Consider the following 20,577-nt stretch of genomic DNA (forward strand, 5'->3'; position numbering starts at 1 on the left):
GGAAGAGAGTCACCCCGCTGAACCGCGGAAGAGGGAGAAACCGATGTCAGCAGCCGAGGGTCCGCTCGTCGTCGGCGTGGACACATCCACCCAGTCCACCAAGGCGCTGGTCGTCGACGTGGCCACCGGACGGGTCGTCGCGAGCGGCCAGGCACCGCACACGGTGACCTCGGGGGCGGGCCGGGAGAGCGATCCGCGTCAGTGGTGGGACGCCCTGTGCGAGGCGCTGCGCCAGTGCGGGCAGGCGGCGCACGAGGCCGCCGCGGTGTCGATCGGCGGCCAGCAGCACGGGCTGGTCGCCCTGGACGAGCGGGGCGAGCCGGTGCGTCCGGCGCTGCTGTGGAACGACGTGCGCTCCGCACCGCAGGCTCGCCGGCTGACCGAGGAACTGGGCGGCGCGAAGTTCTGGGCCGAGCGCACCGGAAGCGTGCCGGCCGCCTCGTTCACGGTCACCAAGTGGGCCTGGCTGGCGGAGCACGAGCCGGACGCGGTCCGCGCCACCAAGGCCGTCCGGCTCCCCCACGACTACCTCACCGAGCGGCTCACCGGTCAGGGCACCACCGACCGCGGCGACGCCTCCGGCACCGGATGGTGGGCCTCCGGGACCGAGTCGTACGACGAGGAGATCCTCGCGCATGTGGGGCTCGACCCGGCGCTGCTGCCCCGTGTCGTGCGGCCCAAAGAGGTGGCCGGGACCGTGCGCGCCCACCCTGAGCTGCCGTTCTCCAAGGGCACCCTGGTGGCGTGCGGCACCGGGGACAACGCGGCCGCCGCACTCGGCCTGGGGGTGCGGCCCGGCACGCCGGTGATGAGCCTCGGCACCTCGGGCACGGTGTACGCGGTCTCGCGGCGCCGGCCGGCCGATCCGACCGGTACCGTGGCGGGCTTCGCCGACGCACGCGGCGACTGGCTGCCGCTCGCCTGCACGCTCAACTGCACGCTCGCCGTGGACCGGGTCGCGACCCTGCTGGGCCTGGACCGCGAGGCCGTCGAACCGGGCCACGGCATCACGCTCCTGCCCTTCCTCGACGGCGAGCGCACCCCCAACCTCCCGAACGCGTCCGGCCTGCTGCACGGGCTGCGCCATGACACGACCGGCGGTCAGCTGCTCCAGGCCGCCTACGACGGTGCCGTGCACTCCCTGCTCGGCGCACTCGACCGCGTCGTCGACAAGGACGGCGAGACCGGCGAGGGCACAGACCCGTCGGCGCCCCTGTTGCTGATCGGCGGCGGCGCCCGGGGCACGGCCTGGCAGCAGACCGTACGACGGCTCTCGGGCCGGGCCGTGCAGGTGCCCGAGGCGCGGGAACTGGTGGCGCTCGGCGCGGCGGCGCAGGCGGCCGGCCTGCTCACCGGGGAGGACCCGGCCGCGGTCGCCCGCCGCTGGGACACGGCGGCGGGGCGGGTGCTGGAGCCGGTGGAGCGGGACGAGGAGACGCTGGCCAGGATCGCCGGGGTACTCTCCGACGCGGCCCCGCTCCTGGAGCGGGGTGCGGACACCGACTGAGGCCTTCGCCGGCGAACACCGGCCCCGGCCACACCATGACAGAACCGACCGAGGACTGACGGAGGCATGAGCGCACCGCTGCACGAGGCCCGCCCGGCCGGCTCGGGGCGGGTGCTGCCCTCGCCCGGTCCGGGACACGCACTGCCCGACACCCAGCAGGGGATGCGCCGCCGCAACCTCTCGCGGGTGATGCACACCGTCAGCGCCGAGGGGCCGCTGTCCCGGGCCGCCGTCGCCTCACGCATCGGCCTGACCCGGGCGGCGGTGTCCACCCTGGTCGACGAGCTCATCCGCTCGGGCCTGCTGGAGGAACTGGGCCCCGAGCGACCGGGACGCGTGGGCCGGCCGGGATCGGCGCTCGCCGTCAGCGGGCGCGGTCCGGCCGGAATCGGTGCCGAGGTCGGCGTCGACCATCTCGCGGTGTGCGCGGTCGATCTGCGGGGACGGGTCCGGGCGCGGGCGGTACGGCACGTCCCGAACCGCGGCCGCTCCCCCGAACCGGTGATCGAAGAGCTGACCGGACTCCTGCTCCGGGTCGTCGCCGAGGCCGAGGACGAAGGGCTGTGGCCGGCGGGACTCACCGTGGCCGTGCCGGGCCTGGTGGCACGGGACACGCGGACCGTCGTACGCGCGCCGAACCTCGGCTGGCGCGACACCGACCTCGGCGCCCTGCTCCCGGCACGGTTCCCGCTGACCGTGGCCAACGAGGCCAACTGCGGCGCGCTGGCCGAACTCTGGCTCGGTGAGGGCACACCACGCGACTTCCTCCATGTGTCGGCCGAGATCGGCATCGGCGCCGCCGTGGTCGTGGACGGGCGGCTGCTGCGCGGAACCCGGGGCTTCGCGGGCGAGTTGGGGCATGTGCCGGTACGGCCCGACGGCCCGGAGTGCGGCTGCGGCGGACGCGGCTGCCTGGAGCAGTACGCCGGTGAGAGGGCGGTGCTGCGCGCCGCCGGTGTGGAGCCGGGCGAGGACCGCGTGGGCCTGCTCGCCGGCCGCGCCGAACAGGGCGACCCCGCCGTACGGCGTGCCCTGCACGACGCGGGAACGGCGCTCGGCATCGCACTGACCGGGGCGGTCAATCTCCTGGACCCGGAGAGTGTCGTGCTGGGGGGCGCGCTGTCCGGGCTCGCGCCCTGGCTGCTGCCCTCGCTCCGCTCCGAACTGGCCCGGCGCACGGCGGGCCCGGCCTGCCCCGTCTCGGTATCGGCCCTGGGCCCCGAGGGTCCCCTGCTGGGCGCGGCGCACTCGGTGGTCCGGGGAGTCCTGGACGACCCGGCTGCGGTCGCCGGAAGATCCTGAGCCCACCTGCCCCGCAGACCTGGCCGGCCGGCTCCGCGCCGGCCGCTCGTCGAGGGTCTCGTGGTCGGGCACGAACCGGAGCCGGTTGCCGTGTGAGGTCACGAGGTGGCCGACTGTCATCATGTGATCATGGGTAAGGGGTGCGCCGCCTCACCGATCGATTACGAAACGCCCAACCACTGGTTGCCGCACGGTGAGCGGGTCACTATGAGGCCATGAAACCGGCGCAGCGAGCCATGGAGCTACTTCGGACCTGGCCCGACCTCACCGCCTGCAAGGCAGGTTGCGGTACCGGACCGGCCCTCCGCTCCGCTCGCGAAGAAATCGTCCACTTCCACTCCGAACGGGACGTCGACCTCCACCTGACCCGCCGCGCCATTCAGCGCTTCCACTACGACCTGAACGCCTCGACCGCGATCCAGCTGACCCCGGGGTCGAGTTGGGTGACGGTGCATCTGGACTGCGCCACCGACGTCGACCTGCTGCTGAGTCTGGTGAGCGTCGCGCTCAAAGCCCACCAGGCCCCACCGCTCCCCTCCTGCGCACCGACGACCGCCGGGTGCAATTTCCACCGGGTCACGGTGCTGCCGCGCGACGTGGTGACAGAACACTGAGAACACCGAGAACACCGAGAACACTGGGAACACTGGGAACGCCGAGAACACTGGGAACGCCGAATCACCCGGTGGGCCCCGGGCCTTACGGCCGCAGGCCGCTGACGATGTCCGCCGTCGCGGTCAGACCGCTGTGGATGGTGGGGGCGAGGCTCGTACTGGCCAGATAGAACCCGAGCAGCAGACAGACCAGAGCGTGGGAGAGCTTCAGTCCGCCGTTGCGCAGGAAGATCACCGCCAGGACCGCGAGCAGCAGCACCACAGAGATGGAAACGGCCATCGTCAACCTCCTCCGCCACGTCCGCTTCGCGGCGTTCGGCCGCAAGTGTGGCGTAGCGGAGGGTTCGTCCGGGCGGCTGACCTGTCCTCCGAACGTGTGGTGTCTACAGCGGGCGGTACGCGTCGAGGAAGGATTCCAGTCCCGCGAGGTCGTCGGTGTTGAGGTGGTCGACGTCGGCGGCGGCCAGTTCGCCCCACAGTGCGTCCCGGGCGGGGCCCGGCTGGTCCGGGGTGGCCCAGAAGCGCACTCGCCGGCCGCGCGCGTGCGCGGTGCCCACGATGTCCCGCAGTTTCCGGCGCTCGGCGGCGGGGAACGCGCCGACACCCCGCCAGGTGAAGTGGAGCGTCCAGTTGTCGCTGATCAGCGGGATGAGAGAGGACCGGGCCGGCCCGCCGAGGTCGGTCAGCCGGCCGTCGTAGAAGGCGCGCCGCACCCGCTGGGCCTCCATGGGCGCGCGGGCCGCGCGATCTCCGGAGACGACGGCGGTGACCGGTCCGGGCAGCACTCGGCCATTGGCACAGGTGGTGAACAGATGCCGGTACCGGCGCAGGCGGCGGTCGAGTTCGAGGTAGGTGGACGCACCTTCGGTCTTGATGTCGACGAGGAGTTGGAACGGCCCCCGGTCTCCCCGGTACACCGAGCCGCGATGGGCCCGCACGCGGGCGGTGAGCGGGTCGAGGTAGAGGGATTCGAGAGTGCGGGACGGGTCGAGGTCCTCGGGGTCGTGGGCGACGAGGAGTTGGCCGCCCACGAGGAAGATGTCGGCCTCGACGCTGCCGAATCGGTGGTCGAGTGCGTCGAGGAGGGGACGCGGGTGTTCGTAGTCGTTGTGGGCGTGGGCGCGCCACAACGGGCGCGGGTGGTGCCTCTGTTCACCGGCCAGCGCCTCGGCGGCGGGCAGGGCCACCGAGCCCGCGAAGGCGGCGCCGAGGGTGGTGAGGGCTCTGCGACGGGTGGTGCGGGCCATGCTCTGCCTCCCTGGAAGTGCCGTACGGGACCACTGGAGTATGGGGTCGGCACCCACCCGAAGAGCAGTGCTGTGCGGGGAGTTGGCCGGTCCGCCGTCGCGCGTTCACCTCACCGGGACCGGGCACGCGAAGGAGCCCGCCCCGTGCGGGGCGGGCTCCTTCGACCAGGACCGGACTTGTGACGATGCCTCAGGGTGCCCGGAGGTCGACCAGTTCGGCCAGTGCCTCGCGATGGGCGCCCGCCGTGCCGTAGGCGATGGAGTCGGCCTTGGCCCGCTTCAGGTACAGGTGGACCGGGTGTTCCCAGGTCATACCGATGCCGGCGTGCAGTTGCAGTGCCTCCTCGGCGGCATGGACGGCGACCTGTCCCGCGTAGGCCTGCGCGACGGCGACAGCCACCTCGGTGTCCTGGCCGGCGGACAGGGCGGCAGCGGCGTTGCGGGCCGCCGCACGGAGGTTGACGACCTCCAGCCACAGCTGGGCGAGCCGGTGCTTGAGCGCCTGGAAACCGCCGACGGGCCGGTTGAACTGCCTGCGGTCCTTCAGATAGCGGACGGTCTCCGTCAACGCCCATTCGGCGAGCCCGAGTTGTTCCGACGCCAGCAGTCCGGCGCCGGCTCGCAGAGCCCGCCGCACGGCGGGTTCGGCGTCGCCCAGCCGGCGCCCCGGGGCGCCGTCGAGGACGACCGTGGCGACGGGACGGGTGAGGTCCAGGGACGTCTGCCCGGCGATGGTGACGGTGACCGCGTCGGCCTCGACGGCGTACAGCCCGCCGTCGTCCGCCGGTACGAGCAGCACGTCGGCCACGGCGGCGTCGGCGATGCCGGTCAGCTCGCCGTGCAGTACGCCGTCCGCCACGCGTGCGGTGGTGAAGGCCGCGCCGGGGGCGGTGTGCAGCCCGACGGCGAGCGCGCCGATCCGGCGCGCGGACGCCAGGGAGGCCAGCACGTCCTCCCCGCCCGCGCAGGCCAGCAGCGCCTCGGTGGCCACGACGGCGCTGGTCAGGTAGGGCACGGGGGCGACGGCCCGCCCCAGCTCCTCCAGTACGACGGCGGCCTCCCGGTGGGTGGCGCCCTGGCCGCCGCGGGCCTCGGGCACCAGCAGACCGGCCAGGCCCATGCCGTCGGCGAGCGACTTCCACAGTGCCAGGTCGTGCGGGGTGTCCGACTCGGCGCGGGAGATCACCCCGGCCGCGTCGCAGTGGTCGGTGAGCAGGTCCCGGACGGCGGCGCGCAGCGCCTCTTCCTCCTCCGAGTAGAGCAGGTCGGGCTGCGGGTTCTCCAGGGGCGTCGTGTTCGCCGTGCTCATCGGGTCAGGTCCTTCCACGCGACGTCCTTGTCGGTACGCGGCTCGGACGGCAGCCCCAGGACGCGTTCGGCGACGATGTTCAGCAGGACCTCGCTCGTCCCGCCCTCGATGCTGTTGCCCTTGGAGCGGAGATAGCGGTAGCCGGCCCCACGGCCGGTGAAGTCGACCAGTTCGGGGCGGCGCATGGTCCAGTCGTCGTACAACAGGCCCTCTGCACCGAGGAGTTCCACTTCCAGGCCGCTGATCTGCTGGTTGAGGCGGGCGAAGCCCAGCTTCATCCCGGCGCCTTCGGGACCGGGCTGGCCGACAGCGAGCCGCTGACGGAGGCGTTCGCCGGTGAGCCGGGCGACCTCGGCCTCCACCCAGAGCCCCAGCAGGCGCTGATGCAGGTCGTGGGTGCGCAGTTCGGGGTGTTCACGCCAGGTCCTCGCGACCGGGCCGATCATGCCGCCCTCGCGGGGCAGCCGGGTGCCGCCGATGGCGACGCGTTCGTTGTTGAGCGTGGTCTGCGCGACCCGCCAGCCGTCGCCGACCTCGCCGAGGCGGCGGGAGTCGGGGATGCGGACACCGGTGAGGAAGACCTCGTTGAACTCGGCCTCACCGGTGATCTGGCGCAGCGGCCGCACCTCGACACCGGGGTCGGTCATGTCGCAGACGAAGTAGGTGATGCCCTGGTGCTTGGGCACCTTGGGGTCGGTGCGGGCGATGAGGATGGCCCAGCGGGCGACATGGGCGCTGGAGGTCCACACCTTCTGCCCGTCGACCACCCAGTCGCCCTCGTCCGTGCGGACCGCCCGGGTGCCGAGGGCGGCCAGGTCGGATCCGGCGCCCGGCTCGCTGAACAGCTGGCACCAGACCTCCTCGCCGGTCCACAGCGGACGGAGGAAGCGCCGCTTCTGCTCCTCCGTCCCGAACCGGAGAATCGTCGGCGCCGCCATGCCCAGGCCGATGCCGATGCGCCGCGGATCGTTGTCGGGTGCCCCGGCGGCCTCCAGCTCGGCGTCCACCACGGCCTGGAGGGAACGGGGAGCGCCGAGTCCGCCGAGCCCCTCGGGGTAGTGCACCCAGGCGAGACCCGCGTCGAAGCGGGCGCGCAGGAAGTCGAGGCGGTCGGTGCCGGTGGGCGGCTGCGCGGCCAGCAACTCCCTTGTGCGGCGCCTCAGTTCAATGGCGTCGGTCATGCCGCGGCTCCGTTCTGCGGTACGGGCAGCACGGCGACGCGTCCGGTGGTGACGCCGTCCGCGACCCGCTGCACGGCCTCGGCGGCGCCGGCGAGCGGCACACGCTCGCTCACCAGCGGCTTGACGGCACCGCGTGCGGCCAGGTCGGTGAGCTGTTCGTGGCAGTGCTGGACCAGCTCGGGGTTCTTGGTGTTGTACAGGCCCCAGTGCAGGCCGAGGATCGAGTAGTTCTTCACCAGGGCGTGGTTCAGCGCCGGGCTGGGAATCGTGCCACTGGCGAAGCCGACGATCACGATGCGGCCCTCGAAGGCGACGACCTTGGCGGACTGGGCGTAGGCCTGACCGCCGACCGGGTCGTAGATCACGTCGGCGCCCCTGCCGCCGGTGGCGTCCTTCACCGCGGCGATGACGTCCTGCTCACGCCGGTCGATCACCACGTCACAGCCCAGTTCCCGGGCGACGGCCGCCTTCGCGGCGCCGCCGACCACGCCGATGACGGTGGCGCCCGCAGCCTTGCCCAGTTGCACGGCCGCGCTGCCGACACCGCCCGCCGCGGCGTGCACGAGCAGGGTCTCACCGGCCTCCAGCCCGGCCCTGCGGTGCAGCCCGAACCAGCCGGTCTGGTAGCCGATGTGCAGGGCGGCGGCCTCGGCGTCGTCCAGCGCGTCCGGGGCGTCCCGCAGCGCGGCGGCGTCCGCGACGGCGTACTCGGCGAACCCGCCGTAGGGCAGCGCGGGGTTGGCGATCACCCGGCGTCCGTCCTCGGTCTCACCGCAGATCTCCAGGCCCGGGGTGAACGGCAGCGGCGGCCTGACCTGGTACTGGCCCCGGCACATCAGCGCGTCCGGGAAGTTGATGTTCGCGGCGCGCACCTTCAGCAGGACCTGACCGTCGCCGGGCGCCGGCCGCGCCACGTCCGCGAGGCGCATGACCTCGCCCGGCTCGCCGATCTCGTGCACTTGCCATGCCTGCATGCGGAGCCTCCACGGGACTGTGAACGTCGTGTTCGCCTGACCGGGTCCCTCGCATACTAAGCGGTCGCTTGCCTACAGGGAACCGTCGCGTACGTCACGGCCGCCTGGGACGTGCCCGTACGTGCATCCGCTCCCCCTGCGGGCCGAACAGGCTGAGGAACTCCACCGGCCCCTCCCCCGTCGACCCGAACCAGTGCGGCACGCGCGTGTCGAACTCCGCCGCCTCCCCCGCCGTCAGCACCACGTCGTGCTCGCCGAGCACCACCCGCAGCCTGCCGGACAGCACGTACAGCCACTCGTAGCCCTCGTGGGTGCGGGGTTCCGGCTCGAGCCTGCGCTGCGGTTCGAGCACCTTGTACGCCTGGAGCCCGCCGGGCTGGCGGGTGAGCGGCCAGTGGGTGCGGCCGTGGTGCCGGATCGGCTTGGAGCGGATGCGCGGATCACCGACCGGCGGCGCACCGACCAGTTCGTCCAACGGCACCTGATGAGCCTGGGCGATCGGCAGCAGCAGCTCCAGGCTGGGTTTGCGCAGTCCGGACTCCAGCCGCGAGAGAGTGCTCACGGAGATGCCGGTCGCCTCGGACAGCGCGGCGAGCGTCACCTCCCGTTCCTTCCTGATCCGCCGCAGCCGGGGGCCCACATCCGCGAGAACGTCATCCGTGGTCATACCGGTATTGCAGGATCGGCAAACTCGTTTGTCAATCCGGCAGCTGCTGGGTGACCGTCGTCGTGGAGGTGGTCGCGATGAACGAGACGCACGGGAACGAGAACCACAAGACCCACAAGAACCACGAGCACCACGAGAAATACGACGTGGTCGTCGTGGGCGGCGGTGCGGCGGGCCTGTCCGCCGCGCTGGTACTGGGCCGGGCGCGTCTGCGGACGCTGGTCGTCGACGCGGGTGAGCCGCGCAACGCGCCCTCGTCCCACATGCAGGGCTATCTGTCCCGGGACGGGATCCCACCGGCCGATTTCCTGGCGCTCGGCCGGGAGGAGATCGCCCGCTACGGCGTGGAGCTCGGCCGGGACCGGGTCACGGACGTCACCGGGGCAAAGGGGCACTTCACCGTCGTACTCGAGGCGGGGCGCGCCGTGCGTGCCCGGCGGCTGGTCGTGGCGACCGGGCTGAAGGACGAGCTGCCCGACGTCCCCGGGGTCGCCGAGCGGTTCGGGCGGGACGTGCTGCACTGCCCGTTCTGCCACGGCTGGGAGGTGCGCGACGAGCCGTTCGGGGTGCTCGCGTCGAGCGCGACGAGCGTGCACCAGGCGCTGATGGTGTCCCAGTGGTCGAAGGACGTCGCCTTCTTCCTGCACCGGGTCGCCGAGGCGGAGCTGTCCGACCAGGACCTGCGCCGACTGTCCGCCGCCGGGGTCGACGTGGTGCCCGGTGAGGTCGCGGGGCTGGTGGTCGAGGACGAGCGGCTCACCGGGGTCCGGCTGGCCGACGGCACCACGCACGCCCGCTCCGTGCTCTTCGTCGGGCCGCGCCCGGTGCCGCGGACGGGTCTGCCGGAGCGGCTGGGCGCCGAACTGGACGAGACCCCGTTCGGCGCGTACCCGGTCGTCGACCCGACCGGTCTGACCTCGGTTCCCGGGGTCTGGGCGGCGGGCAACGCGATCGGCTTCTCCGAGCAGGTGGTGCACGCGGCGAGCGGCGGCTACCGCGCGGCGGCCGCGATCGTCGGGGACCTGCTGATGTCCCGCCTGGACGCCACCGTGCACGAGTGACCGCCGAACGGCCGGGGTGTGAAGTGCCCACCTCCGTAGCACCATGGCCGCATGCTGCTGTCCCGGCTGGCCCGTGTGTCCCAGGAGGTCGCGGCCACCTCGGCGCGGTCCCGGAAAATCGCTCTGCTCGCCGAGCTGTTCCGGGAGGCGGAGGCGGACGACGTGCCGATCGTCATCCCGTATCTGGCGGGTCGGCTGCCCCAGGGCCGCATCGGGGTCGGCTGGAAGGTGCTGAGCCGTCCGGTCGCCCCCGCCGCCGAGCCGACCCTGACCGTGCGCGAGGTCGACGCGCTGCTCACCACGCTGGGCGAGGTGTCCGGTCCGGGCTCCCAGGCCGAGCGGGCCCTGCTGGTCGGCGAGCTGCTGGGCGCGTCCACCGAGGACGAGCAGCGGTTCCTGCTCGGGCTGCTCACCGGCGAGGTCCGGCAGGGTGCCCTGGACGCGGTCGCGGCGGAGGGACTGGCGCGGGCGACGGGGGCGCCGTCGGCCGATGTGCGGCGGGCGGTGATGCTGGCCGGTTCGCTCCAGTCGGTGGCCGGGGCGCTGCTCGCGGACGGCCCCGGGGCGCTGGAGCGGTTCCGGCTCACCGTCGGCCGCCCGGTGCTGCCCATGCTGGCGCACAGTGCCTCCTCCGTCGCCGAGGCGGTCGAGAAGCTGGGGGCCTGCGCGGTCGAGGAGAAGCTCGACGGCATCCGCGTCCAGGTCCACCGCGACGGCGGCACCGTGCGCCTGCACACCCGCACCCGCGACGACATCACGGACCGGCTGCCGGAAGTGACGGCGGCGGCCCTGGAGTTGCGGGGCGAGCGGTTCATCCTGGACGGGGAGGTCATCTCCTTCGACGAGAACGGACACCCCCGCTCGTTCCAGGAGACCGCCGGGCGGGTCGGCTCGCGGGTGGACGTGGCGACGGCCGCCCGGGAGGTGCCCGTCTCCCCCGTCTTCTTCGACGCGCTGTCCGTCGACGGCCGCGACCTGCTGGACCTGCCGTTCACCGAGCGGCACGCGGAGCTGGCCCGGCTGGTCCCGGAGCCGATGCGGGTCCGCCGCACTCTGGTGTCGGGCCCCGAGGACCTGAGCGCGGCGGAGGAGTTCCTCGCCGAAACGCTGGCGCGCGGCCACGAGGGCGTCGTGATCAAGGACCTGGACGCCCCCTACAGTGCGGGCCGGCGCGGCACCTCCTGGCTGAAGGTCAAACCCGTGCACACGCTCGACCTGGTGGTGCTGGCGGCCGAGTGGGGCCACGGCCGCCGCACCGGCAAGCTGTCGAACCTGCATCTGGGCGCGCGCACCGCCGACGGCGGTTTCGCCATGCTCGGCAAGACGTTCAAGGGCTTGACCGACGCGATGCTGACCTGGCAGACCGAGCGGCTGCGAGAGCTGGCCGTGAACGAGAGCGGGTACGTCGTCACCGTACGCCCGGAACTCGTCGTGGAGATCGCCTACGACGGACTCCAGCGTTCCCCCCGCTACCCCGCCGGTGTCACCCTCCGCTTCGCCCGCGTGGTCCGCTATCGCGAGGACAAGCTTCCCCGGGAGGCGGACACGGTGGAGACGCTGCTCGCCGCGCACCCCGAGGTACGGCCGTGAAGGGTGCCCGGAGCGCCGGTCTGCTGGTGTTCCGACACACCGATCACGGGCTCGAGGTGTTGCTCGGCCATATGGGCGGCCCGTTCTTCGCCCGCCGGGAGGCCGGCGCCTGGACCGTCCCGAAGGGCGAGTACGACCCCGGTGAGCCTGCCTGGGACGCGGCCCGCCGCGAGTTCCAGGAGGAGCTGGGGCTGCCGCCCCCGGACGGGGAGGCCGTACCGCTCGGTGAGGTCCGGCAGTCCGGCGGCAAGACCGTCACGGTCTGGGCGGTCGAGGCCGACCTCGACCCGGCGGCTGCTGTGCCCGGCACGTTCGAGATGGAGTGGCCGCCGAGGTCGGGGCGGATCCAGGAGTTCCCCGAGCTGGACCGGGTGGAGTGGTTCGCCCTGGACCGGGCCCGGGAGCTGGTCGTCACGGCACAGACGGCGTTTCTCGACCGCTTGGCGGAGCACTCGCCCTGAGGAGCCCTTCCGCGTTGCGACGCCCATCGCCGCGCGGGAAGGTCGAGAAGCACAGCCCGTCCCGAGGAGGCCAGCCATGCCCATCGCAACGGTGAATCCGGCGAACGGCGAGACGCTCAAGACGTACCAGGCCATGGATGAGGAGGAGATCGAGCGCCGGCTCCAGCTCGCGGAGGCCACGTTCCGCACGTATCGGACGACGTCCTTCGAGGAGCGTGCCCGCCTGGTGCACCGGGCCGCCGACCTCCTCGACGAGGACCGGCAGAACATCGCCCGGGTGATGACCACCGAGATGGGCAAGCCGGTCAAGCAGGCCCGCGCCGAGGCCGCCAAGTGCGCCAAGGCGATGCGCTGGTACGCCGATCACGCGGCGGAACTCCTCGCCGACGAGGAACCCGACGCCTCCGACGTGAAGGACTCCGGCGCCTCCCGGGTCCTGGTGCGCTACCGGCCGCTCGGCCCGGTGCTCGCCGTGATGCCGTGGAACTTCCCGCTGTGGCAGGTCGTACGGTTCGCGGCGCCCACGCTGATGGCCGGCAACGTGGGCCTGCTCAAGCACGCCTCGAACGTGCCGCAGACGGCTCTGTACCTGGAGGACCTGTTCCACCGGGCGGGCTTCACCGAGGGCTGCTTCCAGACGCTGCTCATCGGTTCCGCCGCGGTCGACGAGATCCTGCGGGACGAGCGGGTCAAGGCGGCCACCCTCACGGGCAGCGAACCCGCGGGGCGGGCGGTCGCCTCCACCGCCGGGGAGATGATCAAGAAGACGGTGCTGGAACTGGGCGGTAGCGACCCGTTCGTCGTCATGCCCTCCGCAGACCTGGACCGGGCCGCCGAGGTCGCGGTCACCGCGCGGGTGCAGAACACCGGGCAGTCCTGCATCGCCGCCAAACGCTTCATCGTGCACACGGACGTCTACGACGCCTTCGCCGAGCGCTTCACCGCGGGCATGCGGGCCCTGCGGACCGGCGACCCGATGGACGAGGAGACGGATGTCGGCCCCCTCTCCAGCGAGCAGGGCCGCGCCGACCTGGAGGAACTGGTCGACGACGCCGTACGTTCCGGGGCCGGCGTGCTGTGCGGCGGTGAGCGGCCCGACGGGCCCGGCTGGTACTACCCGCCGACCGTTCTGACCGGGATCACCCGGGAGATGCGCGTCCACCGGGAGGAGGCCTTCGGCCCGGTCGCCACGCTGTACCGGGCGGCGGACCTGGACGAGGCGGTACTGATCGCCAATGACTCGCTGTTCGGCCTGAGTTCGAACGTCTGGACGCGTGACGAGGCCGAGGTCGACCGGTTCGTCCGGGATCTGGAGGCGGGCAGCGTCTTCGTGAACGGGATGACGGCGTCCCATCCGGCGTTCCCGTTCGGCGGGGTCAAGCGGTCCGGGTACGGGCGTGAGCTGTCCGGGCACGGAATCCGCGAGTTCTGCAACATCACCACGGTTTGGCACGGTGCGTGACGTTCCCACGACTACGATCCCGACTGTGAACCGCGAAGTGACTCTGCCTCTGATCGTCGACGACCGCGGTACCCTGCAGGTCTCCGCGGCGGACGTGAGCAAATTGCTGCGCACGGTGGGCGGGCGGTGGCTGCGACTCGTGGAGGCCGGGGAGGACCGGCTCGACGAGGACACGGTGGCCGCGCTCACGATCGAGCTGGCGAAGCTGGCCGACCGGATCGACGTGGCCTGCATCGCCCACAGCAGCGGGAGCGCGCCCTGAACGGTACGGCGGTGTGAGGCCGTCGCTCCCCGTCGGACGGGGTCAGACGGGTCGCAGCAGCGTCCTCCAGAACAACGCCTCGTAGCTCTGCAGCAGATGACCGTATCCCCGGGCACGGTTCTCGTCGAGGCGGCCCGCGTCCAGGGCGGCCTGGACCGCTTCCGTGGCCGTCCGGTCCAGGTCCGGGGCCGGTTCGGCGAAGAAGTCGAAGAACGCGCAGGCCTCGTCGGTGAAGCCGTAGTGGGTGCGCAGCGCCTCGGCGATGGTGGCGCAGTAGCCGCCCCACGCCGAGAAGTTGGCGGTCACCGCCAGTACGGCGTCGGCGGGCGCGGCGTTGAGGGCCAGCCAGGCGATGTAGGCGGGGTACGCCTGGCAGCCCGGCAGGGGGTCGTACGTCCCTGCCCGGTCGCCGCCCACGCCGCACGCCGCGGCGAAGGCGTCCAGCCGCCGTGCCGCCAGCGCCTCGCCCTCGGCGAGGGCGGTGAAGTACGCGGCGGCCCGCGGCTGGTCCGCGGACCTGTCCGCCAGGTGCCGGAACGCCCGGCGGTCCGCGGGGATCACCCGGTGCTGCTCGAGGGCGAGCGCGGCCAGGGTGTCCCGGTCGGCCTCACCACGGGCGATCAGCGGCACGAGAGGGTTGGACCGCGGGTCCGGGGCCAGTTCCCGCGTGATCGTCTCCAGCAGTTCCCCGGCCGTGCGCGTCATCGCGGCCTCCGTCGCGTCGGTCGGCCGGTCGGTCGTGCGGCCGGCTCCCCCACCATCGTCTCCCAGGAACGGGGGCCGTGTAAGCCGGCGTGCCCCGGCGGTGTGACGGCCCCGCCGTACGGCGGCCCGGCGGTGTGACCCACACCGCCGGGCCGGCGTCGTCCTTCCTCGCGGCCGGGACTCAGCGGATGGGCATGCCCGACAGGGTACGGGCGATGACCAGACGCTGGATCTCGCTCGTGCCCTCGAAAATGGTGTAGATCGCGGCGTCCCGGTGCATCCGCTCCACCGGGTACTCGCGCGTGTAGCCGTTGCCGCCGAGGATCTGTATCGCCTGGGCCGTGACCTTCTTGGCCGTCTCACTGGCGTACAGCTTCGACATCGATCCCTCGGCCGCCGTGAACTGCTTGCCGTTGACCGCCATCCAGGAGGCACGCCACACCAGGAGGCGGGCGGCGTCGATCCGGGTGCGCATGTCGGCCAGCTGGAAGGCGACGCCCTGGTTGTCGATGATCGGGCGGCCGAACTGCTCGCGGGTCTGCGCGTACTCCAGGGCGACCTCGTAGGCGGCGCGGGCGGTGCCCACCGCCATGGCGCCGACCGCCGGGCGGGACGCCTCGAAGGTGGCCATCGCGGCGTTCTTCACCCTTTCCCCCTCTCGGCTCCGCCCGGCACGCTCCCGGGCACGGGCGAGGCGCTCGTCGAGCTTCTCCTTGCCGCCGAGCAGGCAGGAGCCGGGGACGCGCACGTCGTCCAGGATCACCTCGGCGGTGTGCGAGGCGCGGATACCGTGCTTCTGGAACTTCTGCCCCTGGGAGCAGCCGGGGGTGTCCGGCGGGATGATGAACGAGGCGTGCCCCTTGGAGCCGAGTTCCGGGTCGACGACCGCGACGACGACGTGCACGTTGGCGATGCCGCCGTTGGTCGCCCAGGTCTTGGTGCCGTTGATCACCCACTCGTCCTTGGCCTCGTCGTACACCGCGCGGGTGCGCATGGAGGCCACGTCGGAGCCGGCGTCGGGCTCGGAGGAGCAGAAGGCGGCGAGCTTGACGTCGTCGGCGTCGCCGTACATCTGCGGGATCCAGGTGCCGATCTGCTCCTCGGTGCCGTTGGCGAGGACGCCGACGGCGGCGAGACCGGTGCCGACGATCGACAGGGCGATGCCGGCGTCGCCCCAGAACAGTTCCTCCATGGCGGTGGGGATGCCGAGGCCGGTGGGGTCGAAGTACTGCTGGGCGTAGAAGTCGAGGGAGTAGATGCCGACCTTGGCGGCCTCCTGGATCACCGGCCAGGGGGTCTCCTCGCGCTCGTCCCACTCGGCGGCCGCGGGGCGGATCACATCGGCTGCGAAGCCGTGGAGCCAGTCACGGACTTCCTTCTGTTCCTCGTTGAGCTCCATGGTGAACTCGGCCATGTCCCCTCCAGCGGCGGCGCACGCGCATGTTACTTACGGTAACCCGCAGTCTGTTACCGGCCGGTAGGGAAAGTCAACTCCCCCGGCCCCCTCGGATCCCGTCCGATACCCGGCGCGCCGTCAGTGTTAGTTTGCGCAGGCGTCACCGAATCAGCACGGGTGGGGAGAGATCATGGACACCACGCAGCGGACCGATCAGCAACGGTCCGCCGACCGCCGCCGGCGCGAGCTGCTGGAGGCCGCCGACCGGGTGGTGCTCCGCGAGGGCCCTCACGCCTCCATGAACGCGATCGCCGCCGAGGCCGGCATCACCAAGCCGATCCTCTACCGGCACTTCGGTGACAAGGGAGGACTGTACGCCGCCCTGGCCCAGCGGCACACCGACGCTCTCCTGGCCTCACTGCGGGAGGCACTGGACGCCCCGGCGGACCGGCGCGAGCGGGTCGAGAACACCCTCGACACCTACCTCGCGGCCATCGAGCTGCGCCCTCAGGTCTACCGGTTCCTGATGCACCCGGCCGAGGGCTCACCGGGCGACCAGGGTTTCGACGTCGGCAAGCACTCGGCACCGCTGCTGCGGCGCATGGGCGAGGAACTGGCCCAGGTCATCGAGGAGCGGCTGGACCTCGGACCGGGCAGCCAGCAGCTGGCCCGCGTCTGGGGGCACGGGATCGTCGGCATGATGCACGCGGCCGGCGACTGGTGGCTCGGCGAACGCCCCTGCTCCCGGGCCGAGTTGGTGCGCAGCCTGGCCGATCTGCTGTGGGGCCGGCTGGCAGCGGCCGACGACCGGGTCGGCGGCCCCGGTTTCTGAACCTCAGCCGCGCCCGCTCCAGGAAGCCCGCCGTGCCTGGCGGGTGAGCCTGCGCCGGCGCCAGCCCGTCAGTCGGTCGGCGTAGACGCGGCCCTCCAGGTGGTCGCACTCGTGCTGCAGGCACCGGGCGAAGAACCCGGTGCCGTGCACGGTGACCGGTTCCCCGGTCACCGTGCGGCCCTCGACGACCGCGTGGTCGTGACGTTCCGTCCCCGCCTCCAGGCCGGGCAGGGACAGACAGCCCTCCGGGCCGCGCACCACCACACCGTCCGTCTCGACCAGCCGCGGGTTGACCACATGGCCCAGGTGACGGACGTCCTCGTCGTCCGGACAGTCGTACACGAACACCCGCAGCGGCACACCGATCTGGTTGGCGGCCAGGCCCACACCCTGCGCGGCGTACATCGTGGCGAACAAGTCCTCCACGAGGCGGGCCAGTTCCGGACCAAAGTCGGTGACCTCCGCGCAGGGTGCGTGCAGCACCGGGTCGCCGAGCAGGGTGAGGGGCCGGACGCGTCCGTGGACGCCCGGGATGGAACCGTGTCGCATGGCCCTCAGAGTACGGTCCTCTCAACAACGCCCGTCTCATCGGTGGTGCCATGGTTCTGGAGTGCGAATGGACCTCGATAGGCTGAGGTCCACACCACGTGGCCGCCAGCCACAGGCGCGGCGCGTACGCAAGGAGGATCGAGAACTGATGGCAGGCAACTCGGACCCGCTCTCGCCGCGGGCCAAGCTGGCCGTGACCGCGGGCAAGGCGGTCGCAGCGGCATCACGTGCCGCGGGACGCGGCAGCGGTTCGGTGATCGGCGGCCGGGTGGCGCTCAAACTCGACCCCGATCTCCTCGCCCGGCTCGCGCAGAACCTGGACTGCGTCCTGGTCTCCGCGACCAACGGCAAGACCACCACCACCCGGCTCATCGCGGAGGCCCTGCGCGCCGCGGGACCGGTCGTGTCCAACGCCCTCGGCGCCAACATGCCCGCCGGCATCACCTCGGCACTCGCGGGCGGCTCGGAGTCGAAGTTCGGCGTCATCGAGGTCGACGAGAAGTACCTCGCCGGTGTCGCCCGGGACACCGACCCCAAGTGCATCGCCCTGCTCAACCTCTCCCGCGACCAGCTCGACCGGGCCGGTGAGACCCGTATGCTCGCGGAGAACTGGCGCGAGGGCCTGGCCGGTTCCAAGGCGGTCCTCGTCGCCAACTGCGACGACCCGCTGGTGGTGTGGGCCGCCTCCTCCTCCCCCAATGTGATCTGGGTCGCCGCGGGCCAGATGTGGAAGGACGACGCCTGGTCGTGCCCGTCCTGCGGCGGTGTGATGCAGCGCCCCGGCGACGACTGGTTCTGCGGCGAGTGCGGCTTCCGCCGGCCCACCCCGTCCTGGGCGCTCTCCGGCGACCACGTCCTCGACCCGCACGGTTCCGCCTGGCCGATCCACCTCCAGCTGCCGGGCCGCGCCAACAAGGCCAACGCCGCGAGCTCCGCTGCCGTCGCCGCCGTGTTCGGGGTGCCGCCGCAGGTCGCCCTGGAGCGCATGTACCAGGTGCAGGCCGTGGCCGGCCGCTACGACGTCGTCCAGCACCAGGGCCGTGACCTGCGGCTGCTGCTCGCCAAGAACCCCGCGGGCTGGCTGGAGACGTTCTCCCTCATCGACCCGCCGCCCACCCCGGTGATCCTCTCGGTGAACGCCCGCTCCGCCGACGGCACCGACACCTCCTGGCTGTGGGACGTCGACTACACCCGGCTGACCGGTCACCCGATCGTCGTCCTCGGCGACCGGAAGCTGGACCTCGCGGTGCGGCTCGAGGTCGCGAACCAGCAGTTCCAGGTCTGCGACGACCTCGATCAGGCACTGCAGCAGTGCCCGCCGGGCCGGATCGAGGTCATCGCCAACTACACCGCGTTCCAGGACCTGCGCCGCCGCGTCGGCAACTGACGCGGGCGACGTATCGCGACGTACTCACAAGGACAGTGACTTCATGAGCGACAACGGTCTGCGGATCGTGTGGATCTACCCCGACCTGCTCAGCACCTACGGCGACCAGGGCAACGTGCTCGTCGTGGAGCGCCGGGCCCGGCAGCGCGGCCTCGACGTGGCCCGGCTCGACGTGCGCAGCGACCAGCCGATCCCGACCTCCGGCGACATCTATCTGATCGGCGGCGGCGAGGACCGCCCACAGCGGCTCGCGGCCGAGCGGCTGCGCCGGGACGGCGGACTGCAGCGGGCGGTGGAGAACGGCGCGATCGTGTTCTCGGTGTGCGCCGGCTACCAGATCCTCGGCCACGAGTTCATCAACGACCTCGGCCAGCGGGAGCCCGGCCTCGGCCTGCTCGACGTCGTCTCGGTGCGCGGCGAGGGCGCCCGGTGCGTCGGCGACGTGCTGGGGGACATCGACGCGCCGCTCGGCCTGCCGCCGCTGACCGGCTTCGAGAACCACCAGGGCGTCACCCACCTCGGCCCGACGGCCCGCCCGCTCGCCCGGGTGCGCTTCGGCAACGGCAACGGCGCGGGGGACGGTACCGAGGGCGCCTACAACGACACCGTGTTCGGCACGTACATGCACGGTCCGGTACTGGCCCGCAACCCGCAGATCGCGGACCTGCTGCTGAAGCTGGCGCTCGACGTCAACGCGCTGCCGCCGACCGACGACCACTGGTACGAGGCGCTGCGCAACGAGCGCATCGCGGCCTCGCAGCAGCCCGCGTAAAGCCGACGCCACGACGTCCGCCCCGGCCTGCGCCCCGGTGTCCGCGAGCCCGTGGACACCGGGGCGCGGGCCGGGGCCCGAAGGGGCGCCCCCGGCCCGTCTGACGGCTGGTCCGCACAGGTGAGCGGGCTCGTCCAGTAGGCGGACGCGCGCTGCGGACCCACCCCCGGATGCCGCTAGGGTGGCGGGGATCGAGCCGGACGACGCGGTCCGGTCCCGGCCCACGGCGAGAAGGTTGTTTCGGGCTATGCGTATTGGTGTCCTCACGTCCGGCGGAGACTGCCCCGGTCTGAACGCCGTCATCCGGTCCGTAGTGCACCGCGCGGTCGTCGACCACGGCGACGAGGTCATCGGTTTCCGGGACGGCTGGAAGGGCCTCCTGGAGTGCGACTACCTCAAGCTCGACCTCGACGCGGTGGGCGGCATCCTCTCCCGCGGCGGCACCATCCTCGGCTCCTCCCGGGTGCGTCCCGAGCATCTGCGGGACGGTGTGGAGCGGGCCAGGGGCCATGTCCAGGAACTCGGCCTCGACGCGATCATCCCGATCGGCGGTGAGGGCACGCTGAAGGCGGCCCGGCTGCTGTCGGACCACGGGCTGCCGATAGTGGGCGTCCCGAAGACCATCGACAACGACATCGCCGTCACGGACGTCACCTTCGGCTTCGACACGGCCGTCGGGGTGGCGACCGAGGCGCTGGACCGGCTGAAGACGACCGCCGAGTCCCACCAGCGGGTGCTCATCGTGGAGGTCATGGGCCGGCACACCGGCTGGATCGCCCTGCACTCCGGCATGGCGGCCGGTGCCCACGCGATCGTGGTGCCCGAGCGGCCCTTCGACATCGAGGAGCTGACCGCGACGGTCGGCGCGCGGTTCTCGGCGGGCAAGCGGTTCGCCATCGTGGTCGCCGCGGAGGGTGCCAAGCCGAAGGCCGGGACCATGGCCTTCGACGAGGGCGGCAAGGACGTCTACGGCCATGAGCGGTTCGCCGGGATCGCGCGGCAGCTCTCCGTGGAACTGGAGTCGCGACTCGGCAAGGAGGCGCGTCCGGTGATCCTCGGGCACACCCAGCGCGGCGGGACGCCGACGGCGTACGACAGGGTGCTGGCCACCCGCTTCGGCTGGCACGCCGTGGAGGCCGTGCACCGCGGGGAGTTCGGGATGATGACGGCGCTGCGCGGAACGGACATCGTGACGGTGTCGCTGGCGGAGGCCGTCGAGACGTTGAAGACGGTGCCCGAGGACCGCTACGCGGAGGCGGAGTTCGTCCTGTAGACCCGTGACGTCCCGCGGTGTCCGGG

The 20,577-nt window shown here is 72.4% G+C and carries 21 protein-coding genes; 12 read left to right on the forward strand and 9 right to left on the reverse strand.

All coding sequences use genetic code 11. From position 1 onward, the window contains the following. The first annotated feature begins 43 nt into the window (after positions 1–43). From xylB to ACVW19_RS00120, 3 genes are all read left to right on the forward strand, one after another. Positions 44–1,507 (forward strand): xylulokinase, encoded by a 1,464-nt coding sequence (gene xylB / locus ACVW19_RS00110; protein ID WP_457455336.1) that lies wholly within the window; start codon positions 44–46, stop codon positions 1,505–1,507. Between the two features lie 66 nt (positions 1,508–1,573). Continuing rightward, positions 1,574–2,809: an ROK family protein gene (locus ACVW19_RS00115; protein WP_457455338.1), complete on the forward strand. Its 1,236-nt coding sequence runs from the start codon at positions 1,574–1,576 to the stop codon at positions 2,807–2,809. A 215-nt stretch (positions 2,810–3,024) separates the two neighbouring features. Then, positions 3,025–3,423, forward strand: coding sequence for a luciferase domain-containing protein (locus tag ACVW19_RS00120; RefSeq protein WP_457455340.1), 399 nt, complete (start codon positions 3,025–3,027; stop codon positions 3,421–3,423). A gap of 85 nt (positions 3,424–3,508) precedes the next feature. Here ACVW19_RS00120 and ACVW19_RS00125 read toward each other — a convergent pair whose 3' ends face one another. The 6 genes from ACVW19_RS00125 to ACVW19_RS00150 all read right to left on the reverse strand — a co-directional run bounded on the left by ACVW19_RS00125 (position 3,509) and on the right by ACVW19_RS00150 (position 8,801). After that, positions 3,509–3,703, reverse strand: a complete 195-nt coding sequence (locus ACVW19_RS00125) for a hypothetical protein (protein WP_457455342.1) — start codon at positions 3,701–3,703, stop codon at positions 3,509–3,511. Between the two features lie 103 nt (positions 3,704–3,806). Then, positions 3,807–4,670 (reverse strand): phosphatidylinositol-specific phospholipase C/glycerophosphodiester phosphodiesterase family protein, encoded by an 864-nt coding sequence (locus ACVW19_RS00130; RefSeq protein WP_457455344.1) that lies wholly within the window; start codon positions 4,668–4,670, stop codon positions 3,807–3,809. A gap of 190 nt (positions 4,671–4,860) precedes the next feature. Continuing rightward, positions 4,861–5,979, reverse strand: a complete 1,119-nt coding sequence (locus ACVW19_RS00135) for an acyl-CoA dehydrogenase family protein (protein WP_457455346.1) — start codon at positions 5,977–5,979, stop codon at positions 4,861–4,863. Further along, positions 5,976–7,160, reverse strand: coding sequence for an acyl-CoA dehydrogenase family protein (locus ACVW19_RS00140; RefSeq protein WP_457455348.1), 1,185 nt, complete (start codon positions 7,158–7,160; stop codon positions 5,976–5,978). The genes ACVW19_RS00135 and ACVW19_RS00140 overlap by 4 nt, the downstream gene beginning before the upstream one ends. Next, the gene (locus ACVW19_RS00145; RefSeq protein ID WP_457455350.1) at positions 7,157–8,134 is read right to left on the reverse strand and encodes an NADPH:quinone oxidoreductase family protein; all 978 of its coding nucleotides are present in this window, start codon (positions 8,132–8,134) and stop codon (positions 7,157–7,159) included. Before ACVW19_RS00145 ends, ACVW19_RS00140 begins: the two co-directional genes overlap by 4 nt. Before the next feature lie 94 nt (positions 8,135–8,228). Then, complete coding sequence (locus ACVW19_RS00150) at positions 8,229–8,801, reverse strand: helix-turn-helix domain-containing protein (RefSeq protein WP_457455352.1); 573 nt, start codon at positions 8,799–8,801, stop codon at positions 8,229–8,231. Positions 8,802–8,878: 77 nt separating this feature from the next. On the opposite strand from ACVW19_RS00150, the gene ACVW19_RS00155 reads away from it, so the two are divergent. From ACVW19_RS00155 to ACVW19_RS00175, 5 genes are all read left to right on the forward strand, one after another. Next, positions 8,879–9,862 carry an NAD(P)/FAD-dependent oxidoreductase gene (locus ACVW19_RS00155; RefSeq protein ID WP_457455354.1) on the forward strand — a complete coding sequence of 328 codons (984 nt, stop codon included), beginning with the start codon at positions 8,879–8,881 and terminating at the stop codon, positions 9,860–9,862. Positions 9,863–9,913: 51 nt separating this feature from the next. Beyond that, positions 9,914–11,452 carry an ATP-dependent DNA ligase gene (locus ACVW19_RS00160; RefSeq protein ID WP_457455356.1) on the forward strand — a complete coding sequence of 513 codons (1,539 nt, stop codon included), beginning with the start codon at positions 9,914–9,916 and terminating at the stop codon, positions 11,450–11,452. Further along, positions 11,449–11,913 (forward strand): NUDIX domain-containing protein, encoded by a 465-nt coding sequence (locus tag ACVW19_RS00165; protein ID WP_457455358.1) that lies wholly within the window; start codon positions 11,449–11,451, stop codon positions 11,911–11,913. Before ACVW19_RS00160 ends, ACVW19_RS00165 begins: the two co-directional genes overlap by 4 nt. Before the next feature lie 76 nt (positions 11,914–11,989). Beyond that, a complete protein-coding gene (locus tag ACVW19_RS00170) occupies positions 11,990–13,375 on the forward strand; it encodes an NADP-dependent succinic semialdehyde dehydrogenase (RefSeq protein ID WP_457455359.1) in 1,386 nt (461 codons plus the stop codon). 25 nt (positions 13,376–13,400) lie between these two features. Then, complete coding sequence (locus tag ACVW19_RS00175; RefSeq protein WP_361458843.1) at positions 13,401–13,637, forward strand: DUF6213 family protein; 237 nt, start codon at positions 13,401–13,403, stop codon at positions 13,635–13,637. Positions 13,638–13,679: 42 nt separating this feature from the next. Here the strand turns inward: ACVW19_RS00175 and ACVW19_RS00180 are convergent, their stop codons facing one another. Both ACVW19_RS00180 and ACVW19_RS00185 read right to left on the reverse strand, forming a co-directional pair. Further along, positions 13,680–14,342, reverse strand: a complete 663-nt coding sequence (locus ACVW19_RS00180; RefSeq protein WP_202274598.1) for a transcriptional regulator — start codon at positions 14,340–14,342, stop codon at positions 13,680–13,682. Positions 14,343–14,523: 181 nt separating this feature from the next. Continuing rightward, on the reverse strand, positions 14,524–15,756 hold the full coding sequence (locus ACVW19_RS00185) for an acyl-CoA dehydrogenase family protein (protein WP_457455362.1): 1,233 nt from the start codon (positions 15,754–15,756) through the stop codon (positions 14,524–14,526). Between the two features lie 172 nt (positions 15,757–15,928). Between ACVW19_RS00185 and ACVW19_RS00190 the strand changes: the two genes are divergently transcribed. Further along, positions 15,929–16,570, forward strand: a complete 642-nt coding sequence (locus ACVW19_RS00190) for a TetR family transcriptional regulator (protein WP_361458849.1) — start codon at positions 15,929–15,931, stop codon at positions 16,568–16,570. Between the two features lie 3 nt (positions 16,571–16,573). Here ACVW19_RS00190 and def read toward each other — a convergent pair whose 3' ends face one another. Beyond that, positions 16,574–17,119, reverse strand: a complete 546-nt coding sequence (def, locus tag ACVW19_RS00195) for a peptide deformylase (RefSeq protein WP_457455364.1) — start codon at positions 17,117–17,119, stop codon at positions 16,574–16,576. 148 nt (positions 17,120–17,267) lie between these two features. Between def and ACVW19_RS00200 the strand changes: the two genes are divergently transcribed. From ACVW19_RS00200 to ACVW19_RS00210, 3 genes are all read left to right on the forward strand, one after another. Beyond that, positions 17,268–18,506: a MurT ligase domain-containing protein gene (locus ACVW19_RS00200; RefSeq protein ID WP_457455366.1), complete on the forward strand. Its 1,239-nt coding sequence runs from the start codon at positions 17,268–17,270 to the stop codon at positions 18,504–18,506. A 43-nt stretch (positions 18,507–18,549) separates the two neighbouring features. Beyond that, complete coding sequence (locus ACVW19_RS00205) at positions 18,550–19,278, forward strand: type 1 glutamine amidotransferase (RefSeq protein ID WP_457455367.1); 729 nt, start codon at positions 18,550–18,552, stop codon at positions 19,276–19,278. A 247-nt stretch (positions 19,279–19,525) separates the two neighbouring features. Then, positions 19,526–20,551, forward strand: a complete 1,026-nt coding sequence (locus ACVW19_RS00210) for a 6-phosphofructokinase (protein ID WP_457455369.1) — start codon at positions 19,526–19,528, stop codon at positions 20,549–20,551. Positions 20,552–20,577 lie beyond the last annotated feature (26 nt).

Source organism: Streptomyces sp. TE5632 (genome assembly GCF_054061295.1).

Coding starts and splice junctions, on each gene's coding strand:
- ACVW19_RS00160 (WP_457455356.1), top strand. CDS start 9,914: ATGCTGCTGTCCCGGCTGGCCCGTGTGTCCCAGGAGGTCGCGGCCACC.
- ACVW19_RS00170 (WP_457455359.1), top strand. CDS start 11,990: ATGCCCATCGCAACGGTGAATCCGGCGAACGGCGAGACGCTCAAGACG.
- ACVW19_RS00130 (WP_457455344.1), bottom strand. CDS start 4,670: ATGGCCCGCACCACCCGTCGCAGAGCCCTCACCACCCTCGGCGCCGCC.
- ACVW19_RS00115 (WP_457455338.1), top strand. CDS start 1,574: ATGAGCGCACCGCTGCACGAGGCCCGCCCGGCCGGCTCGGGGCGGGTG.
- xylB (WP_457455336.1), top strand. CDS start 44: ATGTCAGCAGCCGAGGGTCCGCTCGTCGTCGGCGTGGACACATCCACC.
- ACVW19_RS00185 (WP_457455362.1), bottom strand. CDS start 15,756: ATGGCCGAGTTCACCATGGAGCTCAACGAGGAACAGAAGGAAGTCCGT.
- ACVW19_RS00150 (WP_457455352.1), bottom strand. CDS start 8,801: ATGACCACGGATGACGTTCTCGCGGATGTGGGCCCCCGGCTGCGGCGG.
- ACVW19_RS00140 (WP_457455348.1), bottom strand. CDS start 7,160: ATGACCGACGCCATTGAACTGAGGCGCCGCACAAGGGAGTTGCTGGCC.
- ACVW19_RS00145 (WP_457455350.1), bottom strand. CDS start 8,134: ATGCAGGCATGGCAAGTGCACGAGATCGGCGAGCCGGGCGAGGTCATG.
- ACVW19_RS00125 (WP_457455342.1), bottom strand. CDS start 3,703: ATGGCCGTTTCCATCTCTGTGGTGCTGCTGCTCGCGGTCCTGGCGGTG.
- ACVW19_RS00180 (WP_202274598.1), bottom strand. CDS start 14,342: ATGACGCGCACGGCCGGGGAACTGCTGGAGACGATCACGCGGGAACTG.
- ACVW19_RS00205 (WP_457455367.1), top strand. CDS start 18,550: ATGAGCGACAACGGTCTGCGGATCGTGTGGATCTACCCCGACCTGCTC.
- ACVW19_RS00210 (WP_457455369.1), top strand. CDS start 19,526: ATGCGTATTGGTGTCCTCACGTCCGGCGGAGACTGCCCCGGTCTGAAC.
- ACVW19_RS00200 (WP_457455366.1), top strand. CDS start 17,268: ATGGCAGGCAACTCGGACCCGCTCTCGCCGCGGGCCAAGCTGGCCGTG.
- ACVW19_RS00190 (WP_361458849.1), top strand. CDS start 15,929: ATGGACACCACGCAGCGGACCGATCAGCAACGGTCCGCCGACCGCCGC.
- ACVW19_RS00135 (WP_457455346.1), bottom strand. CDS start 5,979: ATGAGCACGGCGAACACGACGCCCCTGGAGAACCCGCAGCCCGACCTG.
- ACVW19_RS00155 (WP_457455354.1), top strand. CDS start 8,879: ATGAACGAGACGCACGGGAACGAGAACCACAAGACCCACAAGAACCAC.
- ACVW19_RS00120 (WP_457455340.1), top strand. CDS start 3,025: ATGAAACCGGCGCAGCGAGCCATGGAGCTACTTCGGACCTGGCCCGAC.
- def (WP_457455364.1), bottom strand. CDS start 17,119: ATGCGACACGGTTCCATCCCGGGCGTCCACGGACGCGTCCGGCCCCTC.